Genomic DNA, 26,298 nt, shown 5'->3' with positions numbered 1-26,298 from the left:
TATCTAAAATCTAATATTATAAATTCTTAACGGCTGCTTTAAATTGATTGCCTCTGTCTTCGTAGTTCTGGAATAAGTCAAAACTTGCACAGGCTGGTGATAATAAAACGGCATCACCTTTTTCGGCAATATGCTTCGCCGTAATAACAGCATCACGCATATTGTCTACTTCCACCATCATATCTACTACATTTCCGAACGCATCAATTATTTTTTTATTATCGACACCCAGACAGATAATAGCTTTTACTTTTTCTCTGACCAACGACATAATTTCATTATAATCGTTGCCTTTATCAACACCACCGACAATCCAAACGGTCGGAACAGTCATGCTGTCAAGCGCAAAGAAAGTAGCATTCACATTCGTAGCTTTGCTATCATTGATGTACTGCACATTTTGGATTTTAAGTACTTTTTCCAAACGATGTTCTACACCCTGAAAATTAGATAAGCTTTGGCGAATCGTTTCCTTTCTGATTTTCATCAGTTGTGCCACTGAAGTTGCCGCCATAGCATTTTTCATGTTGTGCTTTCCTTCCAGAGAAATATCGCTGGTTTTCATTTCGAATTCCTCGTTGTTGATAATAATATCCATAATGTCGTTATTTATAAAGGCTCCGTTTTCAAATGTTTTTTCCAATGAAAATGGAATTAATTGGGCTTTTGTTTTGTTTGTTTTGAACCAAGCTGTGATGGCTATATCATCGGCGTCGTAAATGAGAAAATCATTCTCAGTTTGGTTCATGGTTATTCTAAATTTTGATGCGATATAATTTTCATATTTATACTCGTATCGGTCTAAATGGTCAGGACTAATATTGGTTATGATGGCGATGTCCGGTCTGTAATGAATGTTCCCATCTAACTGAAAACTGCTTAACTCCAATACATAACAATCATACGTTTCCTCTGCAACCTGCCAGGCGAAACTTTTACCGATATTGCCTCCTAATCCTACGTTCAATCCGCCTTCTTTCAGCAAATGGTAGGTCAGCATTGTTGTTGTCGTTTTTCCGTTGCTTCCTGTTATTCCGATGGTTTTCGCAGTAGTAAACGGCGCAGCAAACTCAATTTCGGATATCACCGGAATCCCTTTTTCCAAAAGCTTTTTTACCATCGGAGCTTTTTCTGGAATACCAGGGCTTTTCATCACTATATCGGCATTCAGAATTAGTGCTTCAGTATGGGTTTCGTCTTCCCATTGTATTTCATACTGTTTAAGAACTTCTCTATAATTGTCTTTTATCCTTCCGAAGTCAGAAACAAAAACTTCGTATCCTTGCTTCTTCCCCAAAATGGCCGTTCCTACACCACTTTCGCCACCTCCTAATACTACTAATCTTTGCATTATCTCAATTTTAAAGTCACAATGGAAACTATGGCTAACAATATCGCAACAATCCAAAAACGGGTAACAATCTTACTTTCATGATAGCCTTTCTTTTGATAATGATGATGTAAAGGCGACATCAGAAAGATTCGTCTTCCTTCGCCAAATCGCTTTTTAGTGTATTTGAAATAAGAAACCTGAAGTATTACGGATAAATTTTCTGCAAAAAAGATGGCGCACAAGACTGGCAATAACATTTCTTTTCGAACCGAAATTGCCAATACGGCTATGATGCCACCAATAGTCAAACTTCCGGTATCACCCATAAATACTGTAGCCGGAAAGGAATTATACCAAAGAAATCCGATTAATGCCCCTACGAATGCGGCAATAAAAACCGTCATTTCACCGGAATTCGGAATGTACATGATGTTCAAATAATTAGACAAAATCACGTTCCCCGAAACGAAAGTGAAGATTCCGAGTGCCAAAACGGAAATGGCAGACGTTCCGGCGGCTAAGCCATCGATACCATCGGTTAGATTGGCGCCGTTAGAAACCGCAGTGATGATGAAAATTACAATCGGGATAAAGACCAACCACGCCCAGTTCTCGTAACCATCGCCTGTCCACTCGATAATTTTGGCATAGTCCAATTCGTTGTTTTTCGTAAACGGAATGGTGGTCGTAGTCGCCTTGATTTCGGCTGGTTGTTGACTTACTACCGTTTCTGTCTGATTGAAGGTTATGGGTGTAGTGGCTCTTTCTCGAACGGTTACACTCGGATTGAAATACAAAACCGAACCTACGATTAAGCCCAATCCAACCTGACCAATTACTTTGAAAATCCCTTTTAGCCCTTGTTTGTCTTTTTTAAAGATTTTGATGTAATCATCAATAAATCCGATAGTTCCCATCCAAAGGGTCGTCATCACTAACAAGATGATGTAAATATTATTCAATTTGGTTAATAACAAAACCGGAATCAAAGTCGCCACAATAATAATCAGTCCACCCATCGTTGGCGTTCCTGCTTTTTGCGTTTGGCCTTCTAATCCAAGTTCTCTAACGGTTTCGCCAACCTGCTGATTTCTTAAGAATGTGATGATTTTTTTTCCGTAAATAGTGGAAATCATCAGTGACAGGATTAAAGCCAAAGCTGAACGAAAAGTGATATACTGAAACACTCCTGCTCCGGGAATATCCATGGTTTTGTCGAGGTATTCAAATAAATAATATAGCATATCTGTTATTTGTTTAGCTGTTCTAAAAGTTCTGTTACTATTTTCATATCATCAAAATCATGGCGTACACCATTAATTTCTTGATAGGTCTCGTGTCCTTTTCCGGCAATCAGAATGATGTCATTCGGTCCCGCTAATTGACAAGCGGTTTTAATGGCTTGTTTTCTATCGACAATGGACAATGTTTTTCTTTGATTTTGTACCTCAACACCAGCTTCCATATCGGCAATAATATCTATCGGGTCTTCTGACCTAGGATTGTCTGATGTAATGATAACTTGGTTGCTCAATGTTGTAGCAATGTTCGCCATAACAGGCCTTTTGGTCTTATCGCGGTCGCCACCACAACCTACCACTGTGATTAATTTTTCGTTATTGGTTCGGATGTCGTTGATTGTTTTTAATACATTCTCCAAAGCATCCGGCGTGTGTGCATAATCGACAATGGCTGTGATTTTGGCGTCAGAGATAATGAATTGGAAACGACCGGAAACACTTTCCAGCTCCGATAATAATCGGAGTGCTTCTAGTTTATCCAACCCTAATTCAACGGCAGTTCCAAAAATTGCCAGTAAATTATAGGCATTGAAAGTACCTATCAATCTAACCCAAACTTCGCTCTCGTTTATCTTCAACAACAAGCCTGATAATTGATTTTCCAGAATTTGTGCTTTGTAATCAGCATAGGATTTTAAAGCATACGTCAGTTTTTTGGCTGCGGTATTTTGAATCATCACTAGTCCATTTTTGTCATCAATATTGGTTAATGCAAAAGCCGATTTAGACAAATGGTCGAAAAAAGATTTTTTTACATCGCGGTATTCTGCAAAAGTGGGATGATAATCTAGGTGATCGTGAGACAGATTGGTAAAAACACCACCTTCGAAATGCAGCGCTTCGGTACGCTTTTGATGAATTCCATGCGAGCTCACTTCCATGAAGCAATAGTCGACACCAGCATCGTACATTTTGGCCAAATAATAATTGATGGTCAGTGAATCTGGGGTAGTATGGGTTGCTTTGTATTCTGTATCATCCACCATTATCTTTACGGTTGACAATAAGCCTACTTTATAACCTGCTTTTTGAAATAATTGGTACAATAAAGAAGCTATGGTTGTTTTACCATTAGTTCCAGTGATTCCGACAAGTTTCAGATGTTGTGATGGATTACCGTAATAATTTGCCGCCAAAAATGCTAAGGCTGTATTGGTGTCTTTTACTTGAATATAAGTAATGCCAGACACAATAATTTCGGGCAACGTATCGCAAACGATTGCTACAGCTCCAAGATTTATTGCCTTTTCGATAAAATCATGACCATCAGAAATTGTTCCTCGGATGGCAACAAACACGTCATTTTCTTGAACTTTTCGTGAGTCAAATTCAATTTTATGAATAGGCATTTCAGTCGAACCTTTTACCGCTTCGATACCTACTTTATATAATATGTCTTTTAAAATAATCACGATAATTCGAGTATAATGGTTTTGTTTTTATCTAGAGACGCTCCGGCCGGAATGGATTGTTTTTTTACTTTTCCGACACCAATAACTTTAACTTTCAGCTTTAAATTCTCTAAAAGAGCTACGGCATCCATACCGCTCATTCCTTTTAGATTGGGAATAACTTTCTTTTCGGAAGACGATTTGATAAAATAATCATCATAAGCCACTTCCTGTTTTTTGATTTTTCTGTTCAGATTTTTGATTTCGTTCGTGGATGGCGAATCGGTGAAAATCTTTTGGGCTATTCGTTTAAAAACAGGTCCGGCAACATCGGCACCATAATAATTATTGCCCGAAGTATTCGGTTTGTGAACCACCACTATGCAGGAATATTTAGGATTTTCGGCAGGAAAGAATCCCACGAAAGAAGAAATATAATGTTTGTCGTTCCCGCTATTTTTGCCGTAATTAGCTTGAGCAGTTCCGGTTTTCCCTGCCATAGAAAAATCTTTAGAATAGAGCTTAGAACCTGTACCTCTTTTTACCACATTTTGTAAAACTGCTTTTAGTTTTTTAATGGTTTCATCGGAACAGATTTTAGGATTGATAATTTCCTTATCGTATTTTTTGATGACTTTATTCCATTCTTTAATTTCAGAAACAAACTGTGGCTTCACCATTTCACCATTGTTGGCAACAGCATTATATAATGCTAACGTTTGAAGTGGCGTCATCGCCACACTATAACCAAATGCCATCCAAGGGAGCATATTGCCATTCCAACCCTTTTCTCCTGGCTTGTGTACAATAGGCTTTCCTTCTCCCTGAAACGGCAACCCAAGAGGCTTGTCTAATCCCATTCTTGAAATTCTATCGATGAACTCCTTTGGGTTGTTTTTGTAGTTTTCGTGAATCGCCTGAGCCATAACAGTATTTGAAGAAACTTCAAAACCTTTAGACAAAGAGATTCTTCCATAACCTCCTTCGTGAGAATCTCTAACTTTATCTTTACCGTAAGTCACTATTCCACCATAAGTATCATAGACTTTACTGGTGTCTACTTTATTATCATCTAATAAAGCAATCATGTCTACTAATTTGAAAGTAGAACCTGGTTCATGCGACTCCGCTATAGCGTAATTTTGAGTTTCGATATAGGTACTGTCATTTGGATTTAGTTTGCCTAAATTGGAAATAGCCTTCACCTTTCCGGTTTTAGTTTCCATCACAACCACACAACCATGTTCTGCTTTAAATTCTTTTAGCTGTTTTAACAAAGCATGGTGGGCAATATCCTGAATATAAACATCGATGGTGGACACCACATCATAGCCATCTTGAGGATCTACCTCGTTGACATCACGAATAGGTTTCCATTGCCCTTTTGCTATTTTTTGTTTTAAGACTTTACCGTCTTTTCCGTTCAAGTACTTTCTGAAAGACCATTCAATTCCTTTTCCAACGCGGATTCCGTTTTCATCAATGCGGTCATAACCTATGGTTCTCTCTGCAATTTTTCCAATCGGATGTTCCCGAACCGTTTCTTGTTCGGTAATCATTCCGCCTTTATTAGCTCCTAGATTAAACAAGGGAAATCCTTTTATTTTAATGTATTCCGTATAACTTAAATCACGGGCAATTAATAAATACCTGTTCTTATTGGCACGAGCCATTCTTAATTGTGTGTGATAAAAAGAACTTGGTTTGCCTAACATTTTTGCTAGAGAATCGGCTAAAGGCTTTACATTTTTATCGAAGGATTCTGCTTTCGGAGCGATGGCATCAAATCGGATGTTATAATTTGGAATAGACGTTGCTAAAAGACTACCGTCAGCAGAATAGATGTTTCCTTTATTGGCCGGAATGACAAAGTTTCTCACGGTTCTTTCTTTCGCTAACTTTCTGTAATAATCACCTTCAGACCATTGAATTTTGGTCAGTTTGAATATGATTGCTACAGTCATTATGAAGATGCAGAACGCAACTAAATAAATTCGGTAAGAGATATGTTTATCTTCTACTGCCATAGTTTTTGAAAGAAACTTTTTTCTGCTGGTTGTTTAACTTTTATCTTTTGTGGCGGAACCGACGATGGGAAAATTTTTCGCACTTCCATTTTCTCTGAAACGGTCGATTCCATTTTTAATTTCATTAATTCGGAGCGCTTATCAACGAACTCAGAGCGCAGTTCTTTCACTTCATTGGTCATTTCTGTTATGCGAAACACCTTTTGTTCAAATCGATGTGTATTGGCAATCATCAAAAGCGCTAACAGAAATAAGAATACTATGAAACGCCAATTCCTTGTAGCATCTTCATTGACCAAAAACCGAGCTTTTAATATGCTGTAAACTCCTTTTTTCATTTTTTTTAGCTGTAAGCTTTAAGCAATAACTTTCTGCATTTACTTTTTTTCGGCTACACGCAATTTTGCACTTCTTGCCCTGTTGTTTACTTTAATTTCTGCATCGTTTGGAACGATTAACTTTTCGATACTTTTGAACGGAACCGAAAAATTTCCGAAAAAGTCGCGTTCCGGTTCGCCTTCAAACATTCCGTTTTTTAGAAACCTTTTTACCAATCGATCTTCTAAAGAATGATAGGATATCACGCTTAATCTTCCTTCAGGATTCAGTACTTCAAGAGATTGCTCTAAAAACTCTTTCAAAACATCCATTTCCTGATTCACTTCAATTCGGATCGCCTGATAAATTTGCGCCAGAATTTTATTTTTAAACTGTTCCGGCAAATACTTTGACAACACCATTTTTAATTCGTCTGTAGTGCTTATGTCTTTTTTATCTCTAGCCTCTATAATTGTTCTGGCGATGGCTGGAGCGGCTTTTAATTCGCCATAATCCAAAAACACTCTTTTCAAATTGGCTTCATCATATTCATTAACCACTTTGTACGCATCCAATTCGTTTTTTTTGCTCATTCTCATATCGAGTTCCGCATCAAAACGAGTAGAAAAACCTCTTTCAGGAACATCAAATTGATGCGATGAAACACCCAAATCTGCCAGAATTCCATCTACACTTTTCACGCCATGAAATCTTAAAAACCGTTTTATGTATCTAAAGTTTTCGGGAATCAATACAAATCTTTCGTCTAGCAACGCATTCGCCTGTGCATCTTCATCTTGATCAAATCCGAATAACTTTCCGTTTGGCCCTAATCGTTTTAGGATCTCTTTGGAGTGTCCACCACCACCAAAGGTTACATCCACATAAATTCCATCAGGCTTGATATTTAGTCCGTCTACAGTTTCCTTTAGTAAAACCGGGTTATGATATTCCATTTCCATCATCTTCAATATTTCCCATTACATCTTCGGCTAGATCTGCAAAATCGATATCATCTCCGGCAATTGATTTTTCATACAACTCTTTATCCCAAATCTCCACAATATTCACAGCCGAAGACAACACAATGTCTTTTGTGATTTTACTAAATACCACCAAATCCTTTGGAATTAAAAGCCTTCCTAAATCATCAACCTCTACCACTTTTACACCGGCGGTAAATCGACGTATGAAATCATTATTCTTTTTTACAAAGCGATTCAACTTGTTGATTTTTTGCATCATCAGATTCCATTCGGTCATCGGATACAATTCTAAACAAGGCTGAAAAACGGAACGTTTCAAGACAAAGCCGTCCTGAAGAGAAGGCGCAAGTTGCTTCTTCAACGCCGAAGGAATCATCAATCTTCCTTTGGTGTCAACCTTGCATTCGTATGTCCCGATGATGCTATTCACGTTGGTTTTGTTTTCGTTATCAGCAAAAATATAAAATATATTACCACATTTTACCACAAAATACCACTTTGTTAATAAGTTTTGCCACTTCATTCCTATTTTGATGAAAAACATAAGAAAATCATATGCTTGTAATTTTCGGAGGACGCTTACCTTATCGATTAGAAGTAAAAAGATGAGTGGTTAAAAGATTGACTAAGAATATCTTTAACATCAAAAATTTGTTGTTATAACTTTTACTATTTCAAAAGAATTTTAGGCAAAAGAAACTTCTGGCAGACATCATGAAATACACAATTTCAGCAGTAAATAATCAATATATAAATGCGTTTTAATCTATAAAATCATATATTTGTTGCCGAGGTAAAAGTCAGAATAGCACATGGAAGGAAAACATAAAAAAGAGGGTAGATATTCCTATTTTGAAGTTGGAGAAGGCACGCCAATAGTGGTTCTTCACGGATTGATGGGTGGATTAAGTAATTTTAACGGTGTTGCCAATTATTTTTCAACAAGAGGCTATAAAGTTATCATTCCAGAACTCCCTATATACACTCAAAACATACTGAAAACCAACGTAAAAGCTTTTGCAAAATATGTAAAAGATTTTATCACATTTAAAGGATTCGACCGCGTAATTCTGCTAGGGAATTCGCTAGGAGGACACATTGCCTTATACCATTCAAAAATGTATCCTGAAAAAGTGGCCGGATTGGTACTAACGGGTAGTTCTGGACTGTATGAAAGTGCGATGGGAGACAGTTATCCTAAACGCGGCGATTATGAGTATATTAAGAAAAAAGCAGAAGCGGTTTTTTACGATCCCGCCATTGCCTCTAAAGAAATTGTTGATGAAGTTTTTGCCGTCGTAAATGACCGAATCAAGGTTATAAAAACACTAACGATTGCTAAAAGCGCCATTCGTCATAACATGGCAAAAGATTTGCCAAAAATGCATGTAAAAACCTGTCTTATTTGGGGTAAAAATGACCAGGTAACACCACCTGAAGTTGCTGAAGAGTTTAATAAACTAATGCCAAACTCTTCGTTATACTGGATTGACAAATGCGGACACGCCGCTATGATGGAGCATCCTGATGAATTTAACCGTTTACTGGATGAATGGTTGAAAGAAGTGCACTTATAAACTAAAGTCCGTCAAGGGCTTTTATTTTTTTACAACTATGAAAATCAATACCGCCGAATTTATAATCAGCAATTCTGATGTAAGCAAATGTCCGCTGGAACGTTTGCCTGAATATGCTTTTATTGGTCGCTCTAATGTTGGAAAGTCCTCTTTAATCAACATGTTGACCAATCATAAGAATTTGGCGAAAACATCAGGGAAGCCAGGAAAAACGCAACTTATCAATCACTTCAAAATCAATTCCAATTGGTTTTTGGTTGATTTACCGGGGTATGGTTACGCACGTGTTTCCAAAAAAACAAAAGAGGTTTTTCAGCAATTTATAACTGATTATTTTGAAAAAAGAGAACAATTAGTTTGCGCTTTTGTTTTAATCGACATTCGATTAGAGGCTCAGAAAATTGACTTGGAGTTCATCAATTATCTTGGAGAAATTGAAGTTCCTTTTTGTATTATTTTTACCAAAGCCGATAAAATCAGTAAAGGTAAAATCGATTCACACATTGCCGCTTACCGAAAAGCACTTTTAGCCAATAATTGGGAAGAAATGCCGCAACACTTCGTAACTTCTGCAACGGAGACTACAGGAAGAGAAGCTGTTTTAGGCTTTATTGACGGTGTAAACGAAGAGGTTTTTAAGGACTTAAATCAGTTCTAGAATGTATTACTTCAACTCCATTTTCTCAGCAAAATAATCGCAGAAATCTTTCATAGTATTCGACATTTTATCATCCTGAGTAGCACGTTGAAAGGTATCTGCCATAGCGACTAAAGTTTGATGGAAGAACTTTTTCATTTCGTCAACAGGCATGTCTTTTGTCCATAAATCAATTCGAAGCGTCTCCTGAACTTTACTATCCCACACAGAAAGCATCATGGCCTTGGCTTCCTCAAGCTCAATACCACCATCTTGTGCGGACCACATTAATTTTTCGGGAACTCGGTTTACGTCTAATGTAACTGCAATTTTTATTTCGGAAGTAAGGGTTTTACTCATCGGTCTTTTTGGGTTTGTATTTTGATTTTTCAAATAATGTTTTAGCATCCATTTTGAGCATATCCTGTAAGGAAACCTCGTTATTCTTCATAAAGGAACGAACCATTTGCCATCCAATCCACTGTCCTACTCTTCCCGGTGAATCGTTATCAATCTCCAAATAAAACTTTGAAAATGGTGCTATGTTGATAAAACGGTTAGGCAGTTTTGAATCGGTGCTATACAACAATTCTTTTTCAATAAAATAACGCCAAATATAGCTTTCGTTCTCTTCACACCATGTAATCTGTTCTGGTAAATACCCTATTTTTTCGGCATCATTGTGATTAGGAAGTAATTCATCCTTTAAATAAAGCTGCTTTCCATAATATATCATTTCCTCCAACAACGTGTTTTCTTTAGGAGGTGGAATTTTACCTAATGAGAAACTCGTCACAATATCAGGCATCATTTGTCTTTCTTCGAAGTTTTGCTCAATGTATTTCGCCTTGTCATAAAACTTATGGTCTTTACCAAGATAAAGTTCCAGTGCAACAATCAGCTTATCATTTGCGTAAATCGCCTTAGTGTTATGATCCACTTCGGCAATTACGGTATACACTTTCGGCATTGTAGCATTAGGAAAATAAAATTTTATATGCTTAAACAAATCTTCAATTTCTGCAGTTTGCTTGTCAAAATTGGAATACTTTTTTTCAACTTCTTTGTACAGTTCTCTCCACAAAGGATCTTTCATTTTGGAGATCCAAACACTATCAGAAACTCCGTCGGGAAAGAAAAAAGGATACTCCGCTTTTAAATTGAATAACTCATTGGGTGGTGTTTCGAAAAAATCTTTTTCAAATCGATATACTTTAAGCGAAAGCGGAATTTCTTCAACAGCCTTTTCAACCTTAGATTTTTTATCGCATGAAATAAAGCTAATTAGCATTAAAAAGACAACTAAGATTTTTTTCATTTTTTAAAAAGAATTTAATGGTGAAAACCAAGACAGGAAGCCCATGATTTTTTTTACTTTTGCAAATATACATTCCAGTTTCTAAAAAAATTCATAACAAATGGCAAAAAAAAGTACTATTAAGGTAGGGGAAGTGAACACCTATATTGTTACATGGTTGAAGGAGTATGCCCAAAAGGCAAAGATGAACGGATTTGTTGTCGGAATTTCTGGCGGAATTGATTCGGCTGTCACATCAACATTATGTGCACAAACCGGTTTAACTACCTTGTGCATTGAAATGCCAATTCATCAGGACAGTACTCAGGTAAGTCGCGGTAGAGAGCATATTGAACAATTAAAAAAACGCTTTCCTAATGTAAAAAATGGAGAAGCAGATTTGACTACTGTTTTTGAAACTTTCAGAAATGTGGTCCCAGAAACAGACAATTCGATTAAGCTAGACTTATCGTTGGCCAATACCAGAGCAAGAATGCGCATGATGACGTTATATTATTTCGCTGGTATTCACGGACTCTTGGTAGCTGGAACTGGAAACAAAGTAGAGGATTTTGGTGTAGGATTTTTTACAAAATATGGTGATGGTGGCGTAGATTTGAGTCCGATTGCCGATTTGATGAAAAGTGATGTATATGCTTTAGCCACATATTTAGACATTCCGAAATCAATCCAAAAAGCAGCACCAACCGATGGCTTATTTGGAGATTCTCGAACAGATGAAGAGCAAATCGGTGCGAGTTATGATGAATTAGAATGGGCGATGCTTGCATCTGAAAAAAATAATCAGGTTGAAAATTTTACAGAAAGAGAAAAAACAGTCTTTGAAATTTACAAGAAATTAAATACAATAAACCAACATAAAATGAATCCAATTCCGATATGTGTTATCCCAGATGACTACAAAAAAGATTAGGATTTGTTAATTTTTTAAATATATATTTTTAACTTTACAATAAATTTGTATTAATTTTTATCAAATACCACAATTATGATAAATTTATGTGTTGCCGATAACTTTCCAGTTGTGCACTTTGGAATGAAGGCTTACTTTAAGGATCATCCTGAAATAAATGTTGTTTCAAACGTAGGAAGTTTTTTTATGGTTCCAGATGCCCTAAGAAATAAAGAAATTGATGTCTTAGTCATTGATTTAGAACTTGACGGATTAAAAAGTATTTATGAAATCAAATCCATTATCAAAAACTTTCCAAAAACAAAAGTTGTCATTTTTAGCAGTATGTCAGAACATATCTATGCTCCTAATGCTATAAAAGCGGGATGTGCAGGTTATGTTCATAAGACATCAAAACTTGAAAATTTAGGTATAGCTATTGTCAAAGTAAACCAAGGGCAAATTATCCTAAATGAAGAAATCAAGAAAAACTTAGCACTTATTGCTAAACAAAACAAATCTGAACGTTTGTATCGCAAACTTTCTAACCGAGAAATCGAAGTCCTTCGCTTTTTGAGTGATGGAAAGAAAAACAACGAAATCGCCAAGATTTTAGCACTTAACGAGAAAACCATCAGTACTTACAAACTTCGTCTTTTGACTAAGTTAAACGTTACCAATCTGGTTGATTTAGTTAACAAAGCAAAAACGTTAGAAATCGTTTAAAAAAATCCCGCTTGAAGCGGGATTTTTATTTTAAACTATGCTTGTGTTTTTACATTCCACTTCTTATCGCCTCTACTGGATCTAACCGTGATGCAGAAATAGCTGGAAGTATTCCCGAAATCAACCCAATCATAGCGGCCAAACTTGTTCCCAGAATTACATTTCCTAATCCAAGAACAAATTCAAAATCCAATAAATTTGATAAAATTAAAGCCGTAATCCAAACGAGAACCATTCCGACTAAACCTCCGATTATACAAAGAATAACCGCTTCAAAAAGGAATTGAAAAAGAATGAATTTATTCTTAGCACCTAACGATTTTTGAATCCCAATCAAGTTAGTTCTCTCTTTTACAGAGACAAACATAATGTTGGCTATTCCAAATCCACCCACTAAAAGCGAAAAGCAACTGATAATCCAACCTATCGTCTTCATCATTGAAATGATACCGTCTATCATATCTGTAAAACCTGAAAGCACATTGATAAAGAAATTATCGACATCGCCTTGTTTTACACCTCTCATATTTCTTAACTTCTGTGAAATTTCACTTTTCAGTTCACTCATGTCAATATTTTTCTCTGGTTTTATTACGATAACCGGTAAAACATTATCATTATTATCCCCATAAATACTTCTTAGAAAACCAGACGGAAAGAAAGCTGATGTGTCATCTCCACCTCCAATATCCATAGAAGAACCTTTCTTTTTAGTAACGCCAATAACCGTAAACCTTTGACCATACATGCGAACTGTTTTTCCAAGAGGCTCTGCATTTTCAAAAAGCTGTTCTGCAATATCATAACCCAAAACCACAACCTGTCTTCCTGAGTTGGATTCTGACTCATTAAAAAACCTACCTTTGTCAAATTCCATACGTTGAATATCTACAAATTCAGAAGTTACAGGTACCATATTTACATTGGATACTGTTTTCGATTCGTATTTGATATTCTGACTGTTAGTAAAATACTGAAAGCATGTGTTTTCCACATTTGACAAAGTTGCCTTTAAAACCTGATATTCTTCAAAGGTTACATTCGGAAATTGTTCTCGCTTCCAACGCGGAATATCACTTGGTCCAAAGGATTCTTGGGTCAAATAAATCGTGTTTTTGTCAAGCGTACTCAAATCAGCTTTGATTTTTCTGTCAAGTGAATCGACAGCCGCCAAAACGGCTATAATTGAAAAAATACCAATAGTAACACCAAGTAACGACAACATCGTTCTCAATTTATTGTTGCGCAGCGCATTCATTGCCAAAGCAAAACTTTCTTTAAGGAGTCTGAGGTAGAGTAACATGTTGGCTAATTTAGTTGACTTGGTAAATTTCAATAAAAATAATGAAAATCACTACTTTTTTATAGATTAGCTTATAGGTGTGAAAAAATAAAAAAAAGTTACAAAAAAGTTGAGAAACCGGATTGCTTCGTTCCTCGCAATGAACTACTTTTGTTCGCTTAAATCTAACTGCCAAATGGCATTCTCAACACACACAACATGACTACTGCAAAAACCATTAAATCGGCACTGATTTCTGTCTTTTCAAAAGACGGTTTGGAGCCGATAGTTCGTAAACTAAACGAACAAAACGTCATTATTTATTCGACTGGCGGAACAGAGGAATTTATTACTAACTTGGGAATTCCTGTAGTTCCTGTTGAAGAAGTAACTTCTTTTCCTGAAATTTTGGGTGGAAGAGTAAAAACATTGCATCCAAAAATATTTGGTGGTATTTTAAATCGTCAGGACAATCCAACCGACGTGGCACAAATGAAAGAATTTGAAATTCCGCAAATTGATTTGGTTATTGTTGATTTGTACCCTTTTGAAAAAACAGTAGCTTCCGGGGCGAGTGAAGCTGATATTATCGAGAAAATTGATATTGGTGGTATTTCTCTTATCCGTGCTGCTGCAAAAAATTTTAAAGATACCGTAATTGTGGCTTCGGTGAATGAATATTCGCAGTTGCTTGATTATATTTCAACACAAAACGGCGAAACTTCATTGGAACAAAGAAAACTTTTGGCTACCAAAGCTTTCCATGTCTCTTCACATTACGATACCACTATTTTCAATTATTTTAATGATGAGGATACATATTTCAAAACTAGCATTTCGGAAGGGCAAATACTGAGATACGGTGAAAATCCGCATCAGAAAGGATTCTTCTTTGGTGAATTTGACAAGATGTTTACCAAATTACACGGTAAAGAATTATCCTATAACAATTTATTGGATGTTGATGCTGCGGTTAACCTTATTGCTGAATTCAAAAACAACGAACCAACGTTTGCCATTTTAAAACACAACAATGCCTGTGGATTAGCTACTAGAAGCACAATGAAAGACGCGTACATAACTGCTTTGGCATGCGATCCTACTTCAGCTTTTGGTGGGGTTTTAATTGCTAACGGTAAAATCGATATCACAACAGCTAATGAAATAAATGCTCTTTTTTGTGAGGTGGTCATTGCACCAAGTTTTGACGAGGAAGCTATAGCCGTTTTATCTGAAAAGAAAAACAGAATTATTTTGGTTCAGCATGAAGTAGAGTTGCCAAACAGTCAAGTTCGTACTTGTTTAAATGGATTGTTAGTCCAAGATAGAAACAACATAACCGACTCTGAAACAGATTTAAAAGTAGTTACCGAAACAGCTCCAAACCAACAAGAAATAGCCGATTTATTATTTGCTTCTAAAGTTTGTAAAAACACCAAATCCAACACGATTGTCTTTGCAAAAAACGGTACATTAATAGCATCAGGAACAGGACAAACATCCCGAGTTGATGCCTTAAAACAAGCCATTGAAAAAGCCCAAGCTTTTGGTTTTGATTTGAAAGGTGCTGTCATGGCCAGTGATGCCTTTTTCCCTTTTCCCGACTGTGTTGAAATGGCTCATAATGTTGGAATAACTGCTGTTATTCAGCCTGGAGGTTCGATAAAAGACGAACTGAGTATTAATTTTTGCAACGAAAATAAAGTTGCGATGGTATTTACAGGAACACGTCATTTTAAACATTAATTTGTTTAACTTTGTGCGTTAAAATTTTATAAACGTTAAACCCTAAAAAAACCTATGGGATTTTTTGATTTCATGACCGAGGATATCGCCATTGACCTTGGTACCGCAAACACTCTGATAATACACAACGACAAAGTTGTAATTGATAGCCCATCAATTGTTGCTCGTGACCGAATATCGGGGAAAATTATTGCTGTTGGAAAAGAAGCCAACATGATGCAGGGGAAAACCCATGAAAACATAAAAACCATACGTCCTTTGAAGGACGGGGTAATAGCCGACTTTGATGCGTCCGAAAAAATGATTTCGATGTTCATCAAAAGTATTCCGGCCTTAAAGAAAAAAATGTTTACACCGGCACTTCGTATGGTAGTGTGTATTCCATCTGGAATTACCGAAGTAGAGATGCGTGCGGTAAAAGAAAGTTGTGAACGCGTTAACGGAAAAGAAGTATACTTAATTCACGAACCAATGGCAGCAGCTATCGGTATTGGCATCGATATCATGCAACCAAAAGGAAATATGATCGTTGATATTGGTGGTGGAACAACAGAAATCGCAGTAATCGCTTTGGGCGGTATTGTTTGTGACAAATCGGTTAAAATTGCCGGTGACGTTTTCACGAATGACATCGTTTACTACATGAGAACTCAGCACAATTTATTTGTGGGTGAAAGTACTGCCGAAAAAATCAAGATTACTATTGGTGCTGCTACTGATGATTTAGAAACGCCACCAGATGATATGTCGGTACAAGGACGTGACTTATTGACTGGAAAACCAAAACAAGTTGAAGTATCTTACAGAGAAATTGCCAAAGCTTTAGATAAATCTATTCAACGTATCGAAGACGCAATTATGGAAACCTTATCGCAAACGCCACCAGAATTAGCTGCTGACATTTACAACACTGGTATTTATCTTGCTGGAGGAGGTTCTATGTTGAGAGGGTTGGACAAACGTATTTCTCAAAAAACAGATTTACCGGTTTACATCGCCGAAGACCCATTAAGAGCAGTAGTTCGTGGAACTGGAATGGCGCTTAAAAATATTCCTAAATTCAGAAGTATTTTAATTAAATAATAGCCTGTAAGACTAATTATTTTTATCTTTATTTCGACGGATATTTACAACAAACATTATACAGTTTAAAAATGCAGCAAATTTTTAATTTTATACTAAAAAACAGTAATCGCTTACTGTTTTTGCTGCTTTTGGTAATATCCTTATCGCTTACAATACAGTCGCATTCTTATCATAAAAGCAAAATCATCAGCTCGGCCAATTTCTTTACGGGAGGTATTTATGAAAAGATCAATAATGTTGACGAGTATTTTGGGTTGAGAGAGAAAAATAATGAATTGGCGTTAGAAAATGCACGCTTAAAATCAATTTTATTTAATCAAAAGGACACTACTAAACTTCCCAAGATTGACTCTATAAAAGGCGTCAAAAAAGTAGATATTATCGTTTCCAAAGTGATTCACAACTCCTACAGCATTCAGGAAAACTTTATCACGATTAACAATGGAGCCGCTTCCGGAATCAAACCCAATATGGGTGTCATTAACAGCGCCGGAATTGTCGGAATTGTAGATAAAACTTCGAAAAATTATGCCACCATCATTAGTGTCTTGAATGTCAATTCAAAAATCAATGCCAAAATCAAAAAGTCAAATCATTTTGGCTCTTTAGTCTGGAACGGAAAAAGCACCGGTTTTGTGCAGCTGATTGACGTACCGCGATTGGCCGGAGTTCGAAAAGGAGACACCATAGTAACCGGAGGACAATCAATCGTTTTCCCTGAAAATATTGGTATCGGAACTATTGAAAATGTATACACTGACGAAGAAACCAATTATTATACACTAAACATTAAATTATTTAATGATATGACCAATCTTGGCCATGTGTATATCATTAAAAACAAAGATGCGGAAGAGATTATAAATCTAGAAAATCAAAACAAAAAAGATGAATAGCGCTTTACTTGCCAATATTGCCCGTTTTGTCTTGCTGTTATTAGCACAGGTTTTGATTTTTAACAGAATTGATTTGTTCGGTTTTATCAACCCGTTTCCGTATATTCTTTTTATAATTCTTTATCCGGTAAATGGCAATAAGAGTGGTCTATTAGCGGCCAGTTTCTTTCTTGGATTGCTTATGGATATGTTTTGGAATTCGGGTGGAGTTCATGCTGCAGCATGTTTAATTCTCGCTTATTTCAGACCTGCTATTTTTAAATTTTCCTTTGGATTGAGCTATGAATATCAGACCGTAAAACTAAATGATGTTTTATCTCCAGAACGATTTTCATTTTTATTGATTGCGGTTGTTCTGCATCACTTTGTGTTATTTGTACTCGAAGTTTTCAAAATTAGCTTCCTTTGGGAAATAGTAATGCGTACGCTTTTGAGTACTGTATTCACACTAATCACTTGTATCATCATCATCTACATTATCAAGCCAAGTAAACGATGAGAAAAGTATTGCTCCCCACAATCATCTTCATTGCTACAATTTTACTTGTGATGCGTCTTTTTTACCTTCAGGTTATTGATGACACCTTGAAGTTAAAATCAGACAATAATGCCATCAAAATAAGTTACGATTATCCAGAGCGCGGATATGTATACGACAGAAATGGAAAACTTTTGATTGCCAATCAACCTTCGTATGACATTATGGTAATTCCAAAAGATGTTAAAGACATTGACACAACCGAATTTTGTTCGCTACTTAAGATTACCAAAGAAGATTTTATTAAAAAAATAGCAAAAGCAAAAGTATACAGCCCACGACTTCCCTCAGTTTTCTTATCACAATTGAACAAAAAAGAGTATGCGGCTTTTCAGGAAATCGAGAGAAAATTTAGTGGATTCTACATTCAAAAGCGTGCTCTTAGAGACTATCAAGTAACTTATGGTTCGAATGTCTTCGGTTTTATCACTCAGGTTAACGATAAAATCATTGAAAAAAATCCGTATTACAAAAGTGGTGATTTAATTGGTAAACAAGGTGTTGAAGAAAGTTACGAAGATGTTTTACGTGGAATCAAAGGTGTAAAATACATTCAGAAAGACAAATACAACAGAGATATAGCATCGTATAAAGAAGGTAAATTTGACACCATAGCTGTTCAAGGAAAAGATATCAATTTAACGATTGATGGCGACCTTCAAAAATATGGTGAGGAATTAATGATTAATAAACGTGGTGGTATTGTAGCCATTGAACCAAGAACCGGAGAAATATTAGCTTTGGTTACTGCACCTTCTTATGATCCGGCAATTCTTGTGGGCAGACAGCGCTCCAAAAATTACACGATGTTGTATCATGATTCTATTGCGAAACCTTTATATGACCGAGGATTGTTAGCGGAATACACACCAGGTTCTCCCTTCAAAATTTTAACCGGTTTGGTTGCTTTGCAAGAAGGTGTTATTGACGAAAACTTTTCCGTTTCCTGCCATCATGGATTTAGTTATGCGCCGGGACGTTTTATGAGATGTCACTGTCATGGTGGATCGTTACAACTTCATCGCGGTATCTACGAATCGTGCAACACCTATTTTTCGACTTCTTATATGCGAACCATTGACAAGTATGGTAATCCGCCAAAAGGAGTTGACGTATGGAGTAATCACTTAAAAAGTTTTGGTTTAGGTCAATTTATGGGATATGATTTACCAACTGGACGTAAAGGAAAAATTCCAACCTCTAAAACCTATAAAAAAATGTATCCTGGTTGGGGTTGGTCCAGCAGAACCATAGTGTCCAATGCTATTGGACAAGGAGAAGTTTTGATGACGCCAATACAATTGGCTAATATGATAGCAATCGTTGCAAACAGAGGGTATTATTATACGCCTCACATCATCAAAAAAATAAAGAATGCTACCATTGACAAAAAGTTCAGAACAAAACATGTAACTACGGTTGATAAAAGGCATTTTGACCCAGTTGTAAATGGGCTATTTGACGTTTATAATTTTGGAACAGCTCATGGACTGAACGTTGAAGGTATAGATATTTGCGGAAAAACGGGTACCGCTGAAAATTTTGCCAAAATTAACGGAAAAAGAGTCAAACTTCAGGATCACTCTATTTTTGTAGCATTTGCCCCAAAAGACAATCCTAAAATAGCTATCGCCGTTTTTGTTGAAAATGGATATTGGGGATCTCGTTGGGCTGGACCTATTACCAGCTTGATGATTGAAAAATACATTAAAAAGAAAATTACCAGAACTGATTTGGAAAAAAGAATGTTAGAAGGAAGTTTGCAGGGAGAATATAATAAATACTTAGCAAAACCAATTGTTGATACTCTTATTAAATCTAAAATTGATTCAGGTGAGAAGCCAATTGCTATAAAACCAGAAATAAAATCTGAAAAACCTCAAATTAAACCAAAAGATTCTCAAGGAAATTAAGCTCCTAAGTAAATGAAAAATCAAAGTGTTACAAATAATCTGGACTGGATAAGTATAGGCATCTATATTACTATGGTAATTTTAGGTTGGCTGAATATTTATTCGTCTTCGTTATCTTCTGTTCCCGAAGAAACTTCCATCTTTGATATCTCGCAAATCTATGGGAAACAGTTTATGTTTATTGTGCTTTCCTTTCCGTTGATATTTGTTGTACTCTCTGTAGACGGAAAATTTTATGAAAAATTCTCTAGTGTTATTTATGTCATCGGATTGTTAGCTTTAGCGGGTTTATTTGTATTCGGAAAAACCGTTAAAGGCCAGGCTAACTGGTATTCTTTTGGCTCTTTTGGATTACAGCCTTCTGAATTTGTAAAAGCAGCCACTTCATTAGCGTTAGCCAAATATTTGAGTGATGTTCAAATTAATTTGAAAGATGTAAACAGACAAATTCAGGCACTTGGAATAATTTTTCTTCCAATGGCATTGATTGCAGTACATGATCCCGGAAGTGCTTTGATTTTTAGCGTTTTCATCCTAGTCCTTTATAGAGAAGGCTTACCATCATGGTACTTATGGACAGGTTTTATCGCGCTACTCCTTTTTGTCCTTGCCCTAATTTTTAAGCCTTTAGTTTTATCAGGAATTGCCTTATTGGTTATTATTTTAATTTATTTACGAAGCCGAATCATAAACCGCAATTGGATTGCCAGCGCCATGATTTTCATAGCAGTAAGTGGATTTGTCTTCTCGGTTAATTATGTTTTCGAAAATGTATTCAAACAACATCATCGTGATCGTTTCAATATTCTTCTTGGAAAAGAAGTAGACATGAAAGGTATCGGATACAATACCAATCAATCAGAAATCGCCATTGGTTCTGGTGGTTTATTTGGAAAAGGATACCTCGAAGGAACGCAAACTAAAGGTGGATTTGTACCAGAACAACATTCTGATTATATCTTTACAACCGTTGGTGAAGAATGGGGATTTTTAGGTTCTGTATTTGTAATAGCGCTATTTGTAGGTTTGATAATGCGCATCATCTATCTTGCCGAACGACAGAAAACGAAGTTTAGCCGAGTCTATGGTTATTGTGTAGCTGGCATATTGTTTATTCACTTTTTTGTAAATATTGCGATGGTTGCGGGTATTTTCCCAACAATTGGAGTGCCACTTCCTTTCTTCTCTTATGGAGGCTCAGGACTGTGGGGATTCACTATCTTGCTATTCATTTTCCTCAAAATGGACGCCAATAAGGTAAATGAATGGTAATTTTACGTTAAAATCTTCAACTCATTTTTTATTAGCCCAACTTCCAACCTAATTTTGTAATAATTAAATAAAATTATATGAAACTAAGAATCATCACTTTACTTGCTCTTGTTACAATAACAACAGTTAGTGCACAACAGGACATAACGATACCTACTGCGACACCGGTCGATACTATCGCTCTTAAAGCTGTTCCTATTGATGCGGCCGTTGCCACAGAAAAAACTACGGTGCTTACTGACAAGCAAATTGCAGACATTCAAAAAAAAACATTAGAAAATCAAAAGGCTGCTAAAAGAGCCAATGACAAAGCTGATGATGCGGCTAAAAAAGTTGAAAAGGAGCAACGAAAGCTCGACAAAGAACAAAGACGCTTTGAAAAAGCTCAAGATCGAATTTCAGATGCGGAAAAAAAAGTAATCAAGACCAAAGAAAAGATTAACAACGAAAAAGATAAATTACAAAAGGCGCAAGAGAAACTTGCCAAAGCAAAACGAAAAGGTAAACTCACCGACATTGAAGTTGACAAAGAGAATATTAAAATCAGCAAGCAAGAACTCAAAATAAAAGAATTGCAACAAGATCTTGAAAAAGTTGAAAAGAAACTTAATAAAGCTAGAAATTAATAAAAAAACCATCCAAATTTGGATGGCTTTTTTTTGCTATTACATCAGATTAAGATTTTACTAGCTTATCTTTCTTAACTTTTGTTGTCAATCCTTTACCATTCTCTGATTGAAGATCATTTAAGATATGAATGGCTTCTTCAATATAAATATCTTTAGAAAGGCTTTCATGCCATCTTTCACGCTTTTCTTTCAGAATAGGATCGTTGTTTATTTGCTCAACTTCATAGGGCAATGACTTAAAATCGAAAGCATTTTTATAATCTGAAATAGGTTTATATTTTTTGTTTTTCTCATCTAAAGCTTTTTGTTCGGCTTTAAACTTGTCGATATTCAAACTGTAAATATTCTCTTTATTACGTTCGTCTAACCATTTAGCATTATCGTCTATCAAATTCAGCTGAGAATTATTACTCATTCGCTGTCTGCTTTTTTCAATGGTTAAATCGAAGTTATTCTGCTTATCCCAAATTTTGTATTCAGCAGCATCAATCTTGTCCCATGGCATGGCATTTTCAATATCTCTCTCACCCATTTTAAGATAAGCATACCTGTCTGGAATGGCTATATCACTCTTCACTCCTTCTAACTGTGTAGAACCACCGTTGATTCTGTAGAATTTCTGTGTTGTAGTTTTTAAAGCTCCTAAATCTCCATAAGTACTTCCGCGAACAAATTGATTCAAATCGATTACGTTCTGAACGGTTCCTTTACCATAAGACTGTTTACTTCCGATAACCACTCCACGCTTGTAATCCTGAATTGCAGCTGCTAAAATTTCAGAGGCAGAAGCCGAAAACTCATTAATCATTACTACTAAAGGTCCGTCCCATTGCACTTTGGCATCTCTGTCATAAAGCACCTCTTTTTTTCCTGCAGCCGATTTAATCTGAACAATTGGTCCTTGGCTAATAAATAATCCCGCAATATCCACTACTGTTTTTAAGGATCCTCCACCATTATCTCTAACATCCATAACGATACCTTGAACTCCAGCGGCTTTAAGTCTTTCAACTTCTAATGCGACATCTTTTCCGGCATCACGACTGTTTTGGTCTTCAAAATCGATGTAGAATTTTGGCAAATAAATGATTCCGTATTTAAATCCATCTTTTTCTACAACACTAGATTTTACATAAGTTTCCTCGATTTCAACTTCATCACGAATAATGGTAATCACTTTTATAGTACCATCCGTCTTTTTAACCGTTAAGCGAACTTCCGTTCCTTTTGGTCCTTTAATCTTTTTAACCACATCATCCAAACGCATCCCAACAACATCAACCGGTTCCGCATCACCTTGTGCAACTTTAAGCACCACGTCTCCGGATTCTAATTGTTTTCCTCTCCATGCCGGTCCGCCGGAAATCAACTCGGTAATTTCGGTAAAGTCATTTTTCTTTTGTAACCTTGCTCCAATACCTTCTAATTTACCACTCATACTGACATCGAACTTCTCTTTTTCACTTGGTCCGAAATAGGAAGTGTGCGGATCAAAACGAGAAGAAATAGCATTAACATACACAGAAAACCAATCTTCTCTGTCCAAATCTTTGATAAAATTAAAGTTATCATTAAGCGAATTTAGCGTACTTTCTCTAGTCTCTTTTTCTAACTGTTCATACGTTTTGGGTGCCTGATTTTTCTTTTTCTCAACATCAGCAATAAATTTCTTTTCCAATTCTGGGGTAATTTTGTCACCCATAGAAGTTCTGTAATCCTGTAATCTCTCTTCTAACGTTTTGTTTTTATCCTTTAGCAAATCCTCTTCCAATTTTTGCTTTTCAACTAAAGAAGACAACGCTGAAAGTTTGACCTGCAAACGCCATCTTTCTTTCAATTCCTGCACGTTTTTGGCATACGGTAATTTTTCGTATTCCGTATTAATCGTTTCATTCTTCTTGTAGTCAAATGGCTTTTCAAGTGCAATTTTGTAATAGTCTTTAGACTCGTCCATTCTTTTCATCAAACGCGCATAGGTCAAATCAAAGAACGTCAACTCTTTGTTTAAGATTTGATCATCAATTTGCATTTCATATTTCGAAAACTCGTCGATATCCGATTGTAAAAAGAAACGCTTCGATGGATCTAAAGCATTCAAATAATCCTTGTAAACTCCTTTTGAGAAGGTGTCGTCAATTTTAGCCGGATTATAATGTCCTTTTTCAATAACAAACGTTAACAATTCTATTAGCATTTTATCCTTTTCAGGATCTGATGCTTTCTTGGTTGGAAATAAACTAAATCCCAACAAAGCTACTGACAGTGTCAAAACTACCAATAGTATTTTATAATTTCTTTTCATAAACTGTACTATAATGTTCATTAATTAATTATCTAAAGTAAACAAAAAACCATGCCATGAATTCTAGATTCCGATAAAGTTTTGTTAAAAATCGTTGTTATCATTGCTATGCGAGGCATATCCGTCAAAGTTATAAAAACGAAGCCATATTAAATCTTAAAAATAGTTTAATTTTGTCGTAAACATTAGAGTGCAAAAACGGTACTATGTTACATAATTCAGATTTATGAAAACCAAACCAACTATTTTAGTTACCAATGACGACGGTATCAACGCTCCGGGAATTCGTGCTTTGATTGCTGTCATGTCTGAGATTGGAAATGTTTTTGTAGTTGCGCCAGATAGTCCGCAAAGCGCTATGGGACATGCTATTACCATTAACAACACTATATATCTCAATAAAATTTCAACCGAAAATGCAACGATAACGGAATACAGTTGCTCCGGAACTCCGGTGGATTGTGTAAAATTGGCCGTCAATGAAATTTTGAAAAAGAAACCGGATTTGTGTGTTTCAGGTGTGAATCACGGCTCTAATTCGTCTATAAATGTGATTTATTCAGGAACGATGAGTGCTGCCGTTGAAGCAGGAATTGAAGGAATTCCGGCAATTGGGTTCTCGCTTTTGGATTATGATTGGAACGCCGATTTTGACCAAATAAAACCTTTTATCAAAAAAATAGCTTTGGAAGTTTTGGAAAAGAAATTACCGGAAGGCACGATTTTAAACGTTAATTTTCCGAAACTCAAAACCAACGAAATCAAGGGAATCAAAATTTGTCGTCAGGCAAAAGCCATTTGGATGGAAAAATTCGATAAAAGAAAAACACCTTATGGTAAAGATTATTATTGGCTGACAGGAGAATTTGTAAATCAGGATAAAGGAGAAGATACCGACGAATGGGCACTTTCGCAAGGCTACATCTCTATTGTTCCAGTTCAGTTTGATTTAACCGCCCATCATGCGATTCAACAGTTGAATACTTGGAATTTTTAAACTACAACGTATGAAGTATTACATCATAGCCGGAGAAGCTTCGGGCGATTTACACGGTTCCAATTTGATGAAAGCACTTTATAAGGAAGATGCTGCTGCCGACATCCGATTTTGGGGCGGTGATCTTATGCAAAATGTAGGCGGAACTTTGGTGAAACATTACCGTGAGTTAGCTTTTATGGGCTTTGCCGAGGTGGTAATGAACTTGAAAACTATTCTTAACAATATTAAATTTTGCAAAGCTGACATCGAAAAATTTAGTCCTGATGTAATTATTTTTATTGACTATCCTGGATTCAATATGCGTATTGCCCAATGGGCAAAACAGAAAGGCATTAAAACACATTATTACATTGCACCACAAATATGGGCTTGGAAAGAAAACCGTATCAAAGCCGTAAAAAAAGATTTTGACAAGCTGTTTGTCATTCTTCCGTTTGAAAAGGATTTTTTCGAAGTAAAACACCATTTTCCCGTCGAATTTGTGGGACATCCTTTGATTGATGCCATTCATAATCGACCACTAACTGACCCTGTCACTTTTCGAAAGGAACATAACCTATACGAAAAACCCATTATTGCTTTACTTCCTGGAAGCCGAAAACAAGAAATTTCGAAAATGCTGAGCATCATGTTAAGCATCGTTTCAGAATTTCCGGAGTATCAGTTTGTAATTGCCGGTGCTCCTAGCCAAGAATACAGTTTTTACGAACAATTTTTGACTACTGAAAACGTGAAATTTGTTTCCAATAAAACGTATGACCTACTCAGTATGGCAACCGCAGCATTGGTGACCTCAGGAACCGCAACATTGGAAACTGCTTTGTTTAAAGTTCCCGAAGTGGTTTGTTATAAAGGAAGTTGGGTATCGTATCAAATTGCTAAAAGAATCATTACGCTCAAATACATTTCGCTGGTCAATCTAATTATGGATGAACAAGTGGTAACCGAATTGATTCAGGAAAAATTAAATGCCAAAAACCTAAAAACAGAACTCACTAAATTATTGGACGATAAGTACAGAGCGACTTTACTTAAAAAATATGATGCACTGGAAGCTAAGCTTGGAGGGATTGGCGCTAGTGAAAAAACTGCTAAATTAATCCTAAAAGACCTAAAGTAGTTTTTTAA

24 protein-coding genes are annotated in these 26,298 nt (G+C 36.1%); 13 read left to right on the top strand and 11 right to left on the bottom strand.

Annotation, left to right across the window (positions count from 1 at the left end; genetic code table 11):
• Positions 1-16: 16 nt before the first annotated feature.
• Genes murD through mraZ form a run of 7 tightly spaced genes read right to left on the bottom strand, consistent with a single transcriptional unit; the run spans position 17 to position 7,786 of the window.
• Positions 17-1,351, bottom strand: coding sequence for a UDP-N-acetylmuramoyl-L-alanine--D-glutamate ligase (gene murD / locus ACULEU_RS02580; protein ID WP_445453894.1), 1,335 nt, complete (start codon positions 1,349-1,351; stop codon positions 17-19).
• Complete coding sequence (gene mraY / locus ACULEU_RS02575) at positions 1,351-2,577, bottom strand: phospho-N-acetylmuramoyl-pentapeptide-transferase (RefSeq protein ID WP_445453893.1); 1,227 nt, start codon at positions 2,575-2,577, stop codon at positions 1,351-1,353. Before mraY ends, murD begins: the two co-directional genes overlap by 1 nt.
• Before the next feature lie 5 nt (positions 2,578-2,582).
• The gene (locus ACULEU_RS02570) at positions 2,583-4,046 is read right to left on the bottom strand and encodes a UDP-N-acetylmuramoyl-L-alanyl-D-glutamate--2,6-diaminopimelate ligase (RefSeq protein ID WP_445453892.1); all 1,464 of its coding nucleotides are present in this window, start codon (positions 4,044-4,046) and stop codon (positions 2,583-2,585) included.
• Positions 4,043-6,052 carry a penicillin-binding protein gene (locus tag ACULEU_RS02565; protein ID WP_445453891.1) on the bottom strand — a complete coding sequence of 670 codons (2,010 nt, stop codon included), beginning with the start codon at positions 6,050-6,052 and terminating at the stop codon, positions 4,043-4,045. Before ACULEU_RS02565 ends, ACULEU_RS02570 begins: the two co-directional genes overlap by 4 nt.
• Positions 6,043-6,390 carry an FtsL-like putative cell division protein gene (locus ACULEU_RS02560; RefSeq protein WP_445453890.1) on the bottom strand — a complete coding sequence of 116 codons (348 nt, stop codon included), beginning with the start codon at positions 6,388-6,390 and terminating at the stop codon, positions 6,043-6,045. The genes ACULEU_RS02565 and ACULEU_RS02560 overlap by 10 nt, the downstream gene beginning before the upstream one ends.
• Before the next feature lie 39 nt (positions 6,391-6,429).
• Positions 6,430-7,326, bottom strand: a complete 897-nt coding sequence (gene rsmH / locus ACULEU_RS02555) for a 16S rRNA (cytosine(1402)-N(4))-methyltransferase RsmH (RefSeq protein ID WP_445453889.1) — start codon at positions 7,324-7,326, stop codon at positions 6,430-6,432.
• Complete coding sequence (gene mraZ, locus ACULEU_RS02550; RefSeq protein WP_445454882.1) at positions 7,313-7,786, bottom strand: division/cell wall cluster transcriptional repressor MraZ; 474 nt, start codon at positions 7,784-7,786, stop codon at positions 7,313-7,315. Before mraZ ends, rsmH begins: the two co-directional genes overlap by 14 nt.
• A gap of 382 nt (positions 7,787-8,168) precedes the next feature.
• Between mraZ and ACULEU_RS02545 the strand changes: the two genes are divergently transcribed.
• A complete protein-coding gene (locus tag ACULEU_RS02545; RefSeq protein WP_445453888.1) occupies positions 8,169-8,933 on the top strand; it encodes an alpha/beta fold hydrolase in 765 nt (254 codons plus the stop codon).
• Between the two features lie 37 nt (positions 8,934-8,970).
• Complete coding sequence (yihA, locus tag ACULEU_RS02540; RefSeq protein WP_445453887.1) at positions 8,971-9,591, top strand: ribosome biogenesis GTP-binding protein YihA/YsxC; 621 nt, start codon at positions 8,971-8,973, stop codon at positions 9,589-9,591.
• 6 nt (positions 9,592-9,597) lie between these two features.
• Here yihA and gldC read toward each other — a convergent pair whose 3' ends face one another.
• Together gldC and gldB are read right to left on the bottom strand one after the other, a co-directional pair.
• The gene (gldC, locus tag ACULEU_RS02535; protein WP_445453886.1) at positions 9,598-9,930 is read right to left on the bottom strand and encodes a gliding motility protein GldC; all 333 of its coding nucleotides are present in this window, start codon (positions 9,928-9,930) and stop codon (positions 9,598-9,600) included.
• Complete coding sequence (gene gldB / locus ACULEU_RS02530; RefSeq protein ID WP_445453885.1) at positions 9,923-10,888, bottom strand: gliding motility lipoprotein GldB; 966 nt, start codon at positions 10,886-10,888, stop codon at positions 9,923-9,925. Before gldB ends, gldC begins: the two co-directional genes overlap by 8 nt.
• A gap of 100 nt (positions 10,889-10,988) precedes the next feature.
• Between gldB and nadE the strand changes: the two genes are divergently transcribed.
• Positions 10,989-11,801, top strand: coding sequence for an NAD(+) synthase (gene nadE / locus ACULEU_RS02525; RefSeq protein ID WP_445453884.1), 813 nt, complete (start codon positions 10,989-10,991; stop codon positions 11,799-11,801).
• 75 nt (positions 11,802-11,876) lie between these two features.
• Complete coding sequence (locus ACULEU_RS02520; protein ID WP_445453883.1) at positions 11,877-12,506, top strand: LuxR C-terminal-related transcriptional regulator; 630 nt, start codon at positions 11,877-11,879, stop codon at positions 12,504-12,506.
• 49 nt (positions 12,507-12,555) lie between these two features.
• Here the strand turns inward: ACULEU_RS02520 and ACULEU_RS02515 are convergent, their stop codons facing one another.
• On the bottom strand, positions 12,556-13,809 hold the full coding sequence (locus ACULEU_RS02515; protein ID WP_445453882.1) for an ABC transporter permease: 1,254 nt from the start codon (positions 13,807-13,809) through the stop codon (positions 12,556-12,558).
• A 198-nt stretch (positions 13,810-14,007) separates the two neighbouring features.
• Between ACULEU_RS02515 and purH the strand changes: the two genes are divergently transcribed.
• The 7 genes from purH (at position 14,008) to ACULEU_RS02480 (ending at position 21,865) form a co-directional block, all read left to right on the top strand.
• The gene (purH, locus tag ACULEU_RS02510; protein WP_445453881.1) at positions 14,008-15,534 is read left to right on the top strand and encodes a bifunctional phosphoribosylaminoimidazolecarboxamide formyltransferase/IMP cyclohydrolase; all 1,527 of its coding nucleotides are present in this window, start codon (positions 14,008-14,010) and stop codon (positions 15,532-15,534) included.
• 54 nt (positions 15,535-15,588) lie between these two features.
• Complete coding sequence (locus ACULEU_RS02505; protein WP_121312631.1) at positions 15,589-16,617, top strand: rod shape-determining protein; 1,029 nt, start codon at positions 15,589-15,591, stop codon at positions 16,615-16,617.
• A gap of 71 nt (positions 16,618-16,688) precedes the next feature.
• Positions 16,689-17,516, top strand: coding sequence for a rod shape-determining protein MreC (mreC, locus tag ACULEU_RS02500; protein WP_445453880.1), 828 nt, complete (start codon positions 16,689-16,691; stop codon positions 17,514-17,516).
• The gene (locus ACULEU_RS02495) at positions 17,509-18,015 is read left to right on the top strand and encodes a rod shape-determining protein MreD (protein WP_445453879.1); all 507 of its coding nucleotides are present in this window, start codon (positions 17,509-17,511) and stop codon (positions 18,013-18,015) included. Before mreC ends, ACULEU_RS02495 begins: the two co-directional genes overlap by 8 nt.
• Positions 18,012-19,967, top strand: coding sequence for a penicillin-binding protein 2 (gene mrdA / locus ACULEU_RS02490; protein ID WP_445453878.1), 1,956 nt, complete (start codon positions 18,012-18,014; stop codon positions 19,965-19,967). Before ACULEU_RS02495 ends, mrdA begins: the two co-directional genes overlap by 4 nt.
• A gap of 12 nt (positions 19,968-19,979) precedes the next feature.
• Entirely contained in the window at positions 19,980-21,239 is a 1,260-nt protein-coding gene (gene rodA / locus ACULEU_RS02485; protein ID WP_445453877.1) for a rod shape-determining protein RodA, read from the top strand.
• Positions 21,240-21,316: 77 nt separating this feature from the next.
• Positions 21,317-21,865 carry a hypothetical protein gene (locus ACULEU_RS02480; RefSeq protein ID WP_445453876.1) on the top strand — a complete coding sequence of 183 codons (549 nt, stop codon included), beginning with the start codon at positions 21,317-21,319 and terminating at the stop codon, positions 21,863-21,865.
• Positions 21,866-21,914: 49 nt separating this feature from the next.
• On the opposite strand, the gene ACULEU_RS02475 is transcribed toward ACULEU_RS02480, so the two are convergent.
• Entirely contained in the window at positions 21,915-24,191 is a 2,277-nt protein-coding gene (locus tag ACULEU_RS02475) for a carboxy terminal-processing peptidase (protein WP_445453875.1), read from the bottom strand.
• A gap of 205 nt (positions 24,192-24,396) precedes the next feature.
• Between ACULEU_RS02475 and surE the strand changes: the two genes are divergently transcribed.
• Together surE and lpxB are read left to right on the top strand one after the other, a co-directional pair.
• Complete coding sequence (gene surE, locus ACULEU_RS02470) at positions 24,397-25,167, top strand: 5'/3'-nucleotidase SurE (protein ID WP_445453874.1); 771 nt, start codon at positions 24,397-24,399, stop codon at positions 25,165-25,167.
• A gap of 10 nt (positions 25,168-25,177) precedes the next feature.
• The gene (gene lpxB, locus ACULEU_RS02465) at positions 25,178-26,290 is read left to right on the top strand and encodes a lipid-A-disaccharide synthase (protein ID WP_445453873.1); all 1,113 of its coding nucleotides are present in this window, start codon (positions 25,178-25,180) and stop codon (positions 26,288-26,290) included.
• Positions 26,291-26,298: the final 8 nt, after the last annotated feature.

It is taken from the genome of Flavobacterium sp. 25HG05S-40, from assembly GCF_052654735.1.
This window is presented reverse-complemented; position numbering and strand designations above follow the sequence as displayed.